8 protein-coding genes are annotated in these 7,766 nt (G+C 47.8%); all 8 read right to left on the bottom strand.

What is annotated here, in order from left to right; translation table 11 throughout:
• On the bottom strand, positions 1–808 hold an 808-nt coding region (locus ACEW8S_RS11675; protein ID WP_373518325.1), incomplete at its 3' end, for an agmatine/peptidylarginine deiminase.
• A gap of 4 nt (positions 809–812) precedes the next feature.
• Positions 813–1,700, bottom strand: coding sequence for a carbon-nitrogen hydrolase (locus ACEW8S_RS11670; RefSeq protein ID WP_373518324.1), 888 nt, complete (start codon positions 1,698–1,700; stop codon positions 813–815).
• A 176-nt stretch (positions 1,701–1,876) separates the two neighbouring features.
• A complete protein-coding gene (locus tag ACEW8S_RS11665; RefSeq protein ID WP_373518323.1) occupies positions 1,877–2,530 on the bottom strand; it encodes a hypothetical protein in 654 nt (217 codons plus the stop codon).
• A gap of 195 nt (positions 2,531–2,725) precedes the next feature.
• Complete coding sequence (locus tag ACEW8S_RS11660; RefSeq protein WP_373518322.1) at positions 2,726–3,838, bottom strand: D-TA family PLP-dependent enzyme; 1,113 nt, start codon at positions 3,836–3,838, stop codon at positions 2,726–2,728.
• Between the two features lie 3 nt (positions 3,839–3,841).
• Positions 3,842–4,306 carry a RidA family protein gene (locus ACEW8S_RS11655; protein WP_373518321.1) on the bottom strand — a complete coding sequence of 155 codons (465 nt, stop codon included), beginning with the start codon at positions 4,304–4,306 and terminating at the stop codon, positions 3,842–3,844.
• Between the two features lie 78 nt (positions 4,307–4,384).
• Positions 4,385–5,704, bottom strand: coding sequence for a gluconate:H+ symporter (locus ACEW8S_RS11650; RefSeq protein ID WP_373518320.1), 1,320 nt, complete (start codon positions 5,702–5,704; stop codon positions 4,385–4,387).
• 78 nt (positions 5,705–5,782) lie between these two features.
• Positions 5,783–7,135, bottom strand: coding sequence for a magnesium transporter (mgtE, locus tag ACEW8S_RS11645; protein ID WP_373518319.1), 1,353 nt, complete (start codon positions 7,133–7,135; stop codon positions 5,783–5,785).
• A 125-nt stretch (positions 7,136–7,260) separates the two neighbouring features.
• Positions 7,261–7,766 (bottom strand): rRNA adenine dimethyltransferase family protein (locus ACEW8S_RS11640; RefSeq protein WP_373518318.1); only part of this gene is annotated, 506 nt, incomplete at its 5' end.

Here is a 7,766-nt window from a genome sequence, read left to right as displayed (position 1 = left end):
GCATGGGTAATTCCACCACTTTTAAAGATGTGCCATTTTGAAGTTTTGCGGTTTGTAGCCGTTTTGAATTTTCCTGTAAGGGCGCATAATTTTTGTCCTTGGTATCTGATTCCACCACGGTTACTGCGGTATCTTCGTTTACAAACCTGCAGAAGTCGTCGATATGGCCGTGGGTGTCGTCGCCCACAATGCCGTTCCCAAGCCAAATGGTATTGGTTATGCCAAAAAATTCTTTAAAAATAGCTTCATAGTCCTCTTTGGTAAAGCCTGCGTTCCTCACTTGTACGGTGGGGTGCAGAAGACATTCCTCAGAGGTGATCAAGGTGCCTTTACCGTTGACTTCGAGGGCCCCGCCTTCCAGAACAACCTTCTTTCCCTTATAGGTGACCGGGGTTAGAGGTACGTCTAGGTGCTTACTTACTTTGGCCGGGACGAGTTTATCAAGCTTCCAATTTTTGTATTTGGCCCAGCCGTTAAAATGTAAATTAAGGGCCTCCCTATCGGTACCATTTTTCACGATTATCGGGCCGGAATCGCGCATCCAGCTTCGATTGGTCTTCTGAACGATGAAACGGATATTTTTAAGGGATACGGATGCCATTTGCAACATGTCGGTGACCTTGTCTTGCAAAGTACTATCCTTTACCACCAAAAAAACGGTCTCGACACATGCGATTTTTTTGATGAATTCTACAAAGGCCCATTGTACCGCCCCGTATTTGCCGGGCCAATCGTTACCATTGTGCGGAAAACAGAGCAAAATGCCCTCTTGGGGCTCCCATTCGGCGGGAAATCTTCTGTTATCCATAGCTTTAATCGATAAAGCGTTTGGTGAGATCTTGAAAGGCATCGATTCTTCTGTCCCTGAAAAAGGGCCAGTTTTGGCGTACATTTTCCTGATGGGCCAAATCTACTTCGGCCATCACTATTTCTTCCTTAGCGTTGGAGGCCATGGCTAGAATTTCCCCTTGTGGACCGCAGATAAATGATTTCCCCCAAAATTCGATACCATCCGTATTCGGTAGATATTTTTCGAGGCCGATTCGGTTTGCGGCGGCAACAAAGATTCCATTGGCAACGGCATGGCCCTTCATCACGTTCATCCAGGCACCATATTGGTTTTCGCCGTACTGTTCCTTTTCGAACGGATGCCAGCCAATCGCCGTGGGGTAAAACAGTATTTCGGCGCCTTTCATGGCCGTCAGTCGCGCCGCTTCCGGATACCATTGGTCCCAACAGATAAGCGTGCCGATTTTGCCTTTTTGAGTGTCGATGGACTGAAATCCGAGATCGCCGGGAGTAAAATAGAACTTCTCATAAAAATGGGGGTCATAGGGGATGTGCATTTTACGGTATAGCCCCGCTTGTTTACCATCGGTATCAATAATATAGGCACTGTTGTGATAGATGCCCGCCGTACGCTTTTCGAAAAAAGGAACGATGATGACCACGCCTAATTCCGAGGCCAAGGTGCTGAAGGCCGTAAAGGATATCGCGCCCAAAGGCTCCGCGAACGAAAAATTTTCTACGTTCTCGCTCTGACAGAAATAATGGCTGCTATACAATTCGGGAAGGCAAATGACTTCTGCGCCTTGGTTGGCCGATTTTCGGATCCAAGCTATGCATTTTTTACGATTTTCATCCGGAGAATTGTTCAGCTCGAGCTGGATTACCGAAACGGTATAGTTTTTTTTGCCCATAGTTAAATATGCGGTGTTTAACGGCAAAGATATTAAAATGTGGTCGTTCTGAATTTCTGATCTGAAACTAAATCTTCGCACGGTTTTAGGAAAACCAATTTCTTAACGAATGATTTGAAGGAAAAATTAGAGAAAAGGAAATGAATTTGGATGTACCGATACCATTCGGCAGAAAATTATTCTTTCGTAATAATCAAAGTAGCCCTCGACCCCGTCGATAACAACCATTTGTTCGAATAGATGAGATCACCTTTATCGTCGTAGACATCGATCTGTGCGGTGTTCGGGGGGGATGATCCAACGTTCAATGCCTCGAATTCAAAGCGGTTAAAGCCTTCGTCAAGGTCGACATTGATGCCCTTAAAAGATGCGGTCAGCAAAGTATTGGGATCGATTACCCTATCATTGAGCCATATTTTTACCCGGTCTCCGTCTACAAATTCATGGTCTCGACACACGATTCCTACAAATTTGCCACCGCTTTTTACATCGCCGAGATACATATCCGAAAAGTGTTCCCTAGAACCTTCTTTGGGTTCCCTCGGACCTGCTTTCGGATCGATTTTCATTCCTGTCCCCGCTTGAACAAGTTCACGATCCGGCAACATCTTTACCGGATTTCTTTTGTTCATATCCAAATTGATCTCGGGATCGGTATCGATGACGGAAGGTATTTTCAGTGATGTGCCTTTTTGCGGTTCCGCAGTATCATCGATTTTATTGGCAACATCGATTTCCAAAGGTTTTTGGGTAGGAAGATCGGTTTGGCCATACCCAACTGTGGCTCCGATAAAAAAAACGAGAATTGTGAAAAGATAATTTTTTGGCATTTTTTGAGACGATAAAAGACCGGCATAAAGATAACAAATACCCTGCCATGCGAACTTAACTACTTGTTAAAACGCTAAATTCCGAATAATCGTATCCGCAAACCGTTCGTGTCCTTTTTTGGGTTTTGCCTAAATTTACTCAAGAAACCGGATAAAGTTCAAGTGTATGATGATAATTTTATTGTAGGACTATTTTTATATGATAATACGCTTGTTTCTGGCCACAACCTGCCATTCATCGATGATGATTCCCTCGGAAACCACCTGTAAACTATCATATTTCGCAACGGTCGGACAGATGTGCACAGGAAGCGCATAGCAAACATCACCTATGGCAAAGTGCTCTGCATTCGTACACTCGAGCACGAAATGTTCCTCGCTTTGGCCTTTTTGGATGCAATGCTCCATATTCAAAAAATGTACTCTTGGAAAGGGCATTTCAGGGGCGAGGTGTTTATGCCCCAAATCCAAACAGAGTATACTTTTTGCGGGTTTGCTGATAATTCGGGTCAGGAGAACCGCTGCGGGCAAGAAATCCAATTCAGGAAACTGGTCGCCGTAGCCGGCATCCCAAAGTAAGGTGGTGCCTGGACTGGCCTCGACGCCATCCCGTTGGGCATGAAAAGGAAAGGTCGGGGATCCTCCGGCAATAATTCCGTTAATCTTAATTCCTTTGGATTCCAGCGTATTTTTTAAATTGACCACGGATGCAAAAGCGAGGTCGCAGGCTTTTTTCCGTTCCGTGACATCCGTGTTTCGAATGTGCCCGTCGTAAGTATGTAATCCCTTTGCCTCGATGTTCAGATCGGCATCCATTTTACGGTATAGGTATATAGCATTTTCGTCGGGAACAATCCCGGTTCGGTCCATTCCGCAGTTGATATCCATCCAAAGGGAAACAACCGCCCCTCGCGATTCGGACATTTCGGACAAAGCATTCAGCGAGTCCAAATTATCGACAAGCGCGGAAAATTTTGATTCTGGATACGTATCCGCCAAATCAAAAAACCGTTTCATATTAGGCCCGACGGGCTGCATAGCCAAAAGAATATCCGGGGCATTGCACATCGCCAACAACTCTGCCTCGGCGATGGTAGCACATTTGAATTTTCGAATGCCCTGATCTAGCTGCATCTCGACAATTTCCGCCGTTTTATGGGTCTTGATATGCGGGCGAAGCTGTTCCGCGCCCCCGGCCATCTCGACCATAATTCGGATATTGTGCAGTATTCTATCGGGATACACCAACAACGAGGGGGAAACTATATCTTCCGTCTCGGCTATTTCGTACCAGTTTCGATTTTCCATGGATTAGCGATGTAATTCGAACATGGCCTCGATTTCCACGGATATACCTCCGGGAAGCATCATGCCCACGGCACTGCGTACCCCGACCCCGTTCTCGGCCCCGAAAACTTCTGCCATCAGCTCGCTAAAACCGTTGATGACCAAAGGATGGTCCTGAAAATCTGGGGTGCAATTGACCATGCCCAAGGTTTTTACCAAGCGTTTGATACGGTCGATATCCCCGAAATGGGTCTGAATGGTCGAAAGCATAGTAAGGGCGACCTGGCGGGCACCGGCTTTTCCCTCTTCAAGGATAAGGCTATCACCGACCCGGCCTTTCATCAAGGTTCCATCGGGCAACATCGGCCCTTGGCCGGAGACATATAAAAAGTGGTCTACGATGAGTACAGGTTTGTACAGTCCCGCTGGCGGAGGTGCGGGCGGCAAAATCAGGCGGAGTTCTTCGATTCTTTGGGAAATGGGTTTCATATAGCGTTCTTTTAACAGGGTTAGTTACAAAAGAACGAATTTTTTGTCAAATCGCTGAACTATGATATATTATGCATCCTACCCCACAAACTGCTCCAAGACCAGCACCCCGATCAGCCCCATAACGCCCACGGTCGTTTCCATGACCGTCCACGTGCGGAGGGTATCCTTTATCGAGAGGTTGAAGTACTCCTTATAGAGCCAAAACCCGCCATCGTTGACATGGGATAGCATCAGGCTTCCAGATCCAATGGCCAATACCATGAGTTCGGGACTGACACCCGTATTCGCGATCAAAGGAAGTGCAATACCCGCAGCGGTAAGTCCCGCGACGGTCGCCGATCCGACACAGACCCGGATAACGGTGGCGATAAGCCAGGCCAAGACCAAAGGTGATAGGGTAGACCCTTTGAGCATATCGCCAATGTATTCGCTTACCCCGCTATCGATAAGAACCTCCTTTAGGGCCCCTGCTCCTGCGATAATGAGCAAGACCATGGTAATACCCGATACGGCACTGCCCACCGAATCCATCACTTCCTTCATCTCTTTGCCACGGGCGAGTCCCAAGGTGTAAATCGCGACCAAGACGGATATCAACATGGCAATAACAGGGTCTCCCAACACATCGGTTGTTTTTCTGAGGATATTTTCTTCGGGAAGAATTAGCGCCACGATCGATGCCAGTCCGATTAAAATAACGGGCAATAAGGCCGTAAGGATGCTGTTCAAGGTACCCGGCATTTCTTCGTCCGTCAAAACTTTCGGGTTCATAAACTCCTTTAGGGGAGAGGCCTCAACGTTTTTAATGGTCCTCGAAAAAAGAGGCCCGGCAACGATAATAGCGGGAATTGCGATGACGATTCCGTACAGCAAGGTCTTGCCGATATTGGCGTCGAACATGATCGCTATGCCCGTGGGGGCGGGATGCGGTGGGAGATAACCGTGGGTCACGGACAACGAGGCCAACATAGGAAGCCCGACATAGATCAGGTTAAGCCCCGTAGCGGCGGCAACGGTGAAGACCAGCGGCACCAATATCACGAACCCGACCGTGTAGAACATGGGAATACCAACTATAAAACCGGTAAGCACAACGGCCCATTGTATGTTCTTTTTGCCAAATTTCCCTACCAATTGCGTAGTAATCCGTTGTGCGGCCCCGCTATCGGCGACCAATTTGCCCAGCATAGCCCCCAAGCCCAAGATCAATATCAGATAGCCCAAGGTATTGCCTATTCCGTTTTGTATCGACTTAATGGTGGTCAAAAAATCCATCCCCTCCGCGACCCCGACCAAAAGGGAAACGATAATAAATGCGATAAAGGCATTGAGCTTAAAACGGGCGATCAGAATAAAAAGCAGGATAATTCCGGCAATGACAATGGCGAGCGGCATAGGGCGGTTTGTTTCGTCTAAGATACTAAAATCGGGAATATGGACGAAGCATGTATTTCAGGGCACTTCTATCCATTGTTAAATGCCGAGAACGACCTTAGCGATCCAAAAATAGATCAGGATGCCAAAAATATCGTTACTAGTAGTAATAAAAGGACCTGTGGCAATTGCTGGGTCTATGTTTCTTTTGTGAAGGAACAAAGGGATAAAGGTGCCGATGAAACCCGCTACCAAAATCACGGCGATCAATGAAAGGGAGATGGCCAAGGCGGTCAGGAAATCACCTTTCCAGAGCCAGGTGAACAACAGCAGCGCAGCGGCCAATAGTGTGCCGTTCATGAGGGCCAGGAGCATTTCTTTGATCAAGCGGTTTCCCACGCTCCCTTTCAGGTCGTCGTTGGCCAACCCTTGAACGATAATGGCACTTGATTGTACCCCGACGTTACCGGCCATGGCCGCAATTAATGGTGTAAAGAAGAATAAAATGGCATGTTTGCTGATCATTTCCTCGAACCCGCCCATGATGGCCGCTGCGCCGACACCGCCTATCAGGCCCAAAAAAAGCCATGGCAGGCGCGCGCGCGTCAGTTGCCAGATGCTGTCATCGGCCTCGACATCTTGCGAAATACCCGCCGCCATCTGATAATCTTTATCGGCCTCTTCGCGAATAACGTCCACAATATCGTCGATGGTGATCCGGCCTACGAGCCGTCCGATCTCGTCGACTACGGGAATGGCCTCCAAATCGTATTTGCTCATGATTTTGGCCACTTCTTCGGGTTTTTCGTTGACCCCGACCCGGTCTACCTTCGGAATATAGATATCCTTAATATGTGTGGTAGTCGAAGTGGTCAGCAAATCCTTAAGTGAAAGGCGCCCCATCAACTTATCCTCGGCATCCACGACGTAGATGGAATGTACGCGGGTTACGTTCTCGGCCTGTGCCCGCATTTCCTTTACGCAGGTCAGCACGTTCCAATCTTCCTTTACTTTCACGAGTTCCTTGGCCATGAGTCCGCCCGCCGTGTATTCGTCGTATCGGAGCAGGTCGACGATGTCCCTGGCGTGTTCCCGATCTTGAATTTCCGAAATGACCTCTTGAATGATGTCGTTGGGAAGTTCCCCTACGATATCGGCCGCATCATCGGTATCTAGCTCTCCTAGCTCTTCGGCGATTTCCTTGGCGGAAAGGTTGCCGAGAATACCTTCCCTGACATCATCGTCCAACTCGGTAAGTACATCGGAAGTCTTATCGCTTTCGAGTAGTTTGATGATATAGGTGGCCTCATCCTCGTCAAGTTCATCGATGATTTCTGCGACATCGGCATAGTGTAGGTCTTCCATCAGGGCGACGAGGTCGGTGTCCCTTTGGTTTTCGATCAGCTGTTCGATCTCGGTTACGAGTTCTTCTGTAAGTTTGAACGGTGTCATGCTTTGGACTTTTCCTTATTGGAAAATCTGCGCAAAGCTAAAGAAAAGTTTACACTTCGACTGCACTCGGCACAAGTGAGTTTAGCCGTTTTTGGGTTTATTTTGAGATATGTGGGCGTAGGAATCTAAACGTCCAGTTCTTGCTGTATTTTCTTGGTCAATAGGATAAAATCCCCGACACTTAATTGCTCTGGCCGCAAGTCGAAAAGGGCGTCTTCCCTGAGCGCATCCGAAAGATCAAACGATTTCAGGCTATTTCGGATGGTTTTCCGCCGGTGATTAAAGGCCGCTTTTACAATCCGGAAGAATAGTTTCTCGTCGCATGGCAACGTGAAATCAGTTTTCCGGACGAGCCGTAGCACTCCGGATTGCACTTTAGGCGGCGGATCGAATATCTGCGGATGCACCGTGAATAGGTATTCGGCGTCGTAAAAGGCCTGTACGAGAACGGACAATATGCCGTAGGCTTTGCTTCCTTCCTTTTCACAGATACGTTGCGCCACCTCTTTTTGGAACATGCCTGAAAATTCGGGAACCTGTTCCTTCATTTCCAGCATTTTAAAAACGATCTGTGTAGAGATGTTGTAGGGAAAGTTTCCCGTAATGGCGAAGGGCTCGTCTCCGAAAAGTT

Origin of the sequence: Pricia sp. (assembly GCF_041745955.1) — a bacterium.
In the GTDB taxonomy this organism is placed as follows: Bacteria; Bacteroidota; Bacteroidia; order Flavobacteriales; family Flavobacteriaceae; genus Pricia.
This window is presented reverse-complemented; position numbering and strand designations above follow the sequence as displayed.

Coding starts and splice junctions, on each gene's coding strand:
- ACEW8S_RS11670 (WP_373518324.1), bottom strand. CDS start 1,700: ATGGGCAAAAAAAACTATACCGTTTCGGTAATCCAGCTCGAGCTGAAC.
- ACEW8S_RS11665 (WP_373518323.1), bottom strand. CDS start 2,530: ATGCCAAAAAATTATCTTTTCACAATTCTCGTTTTTTTTATCGGAGCC.
- ACEW8S_RS11660 (WP_373518322.1), bottom strand. CDS start 3,838: ATGGAAAATCGAAACTGGTACGAAATAGCCGAGACGGAAGATATAGTT.
- ACEW8S_RS11655 (WP_373518321.1), bottom strand. CDS start 4,306: ATGAAACCCATTTCCCAAAGAATCGAAGAACTCCGCCTGATTTTGCCG.
- ACEW8S_RS11650 (WP_373518320.1), bottom strand. CDS start 5,704: ATGCCGCTCGCCATTGTCATTGCCGGAATTATCCTGCTTTTTATTCTG.
- mgtE (WP_373518319.1), bottom strand. CDS start 7,135: ATGACACCGTTCAAACTTACAGAAGAACTCGTAACCGAGATCGAACAG.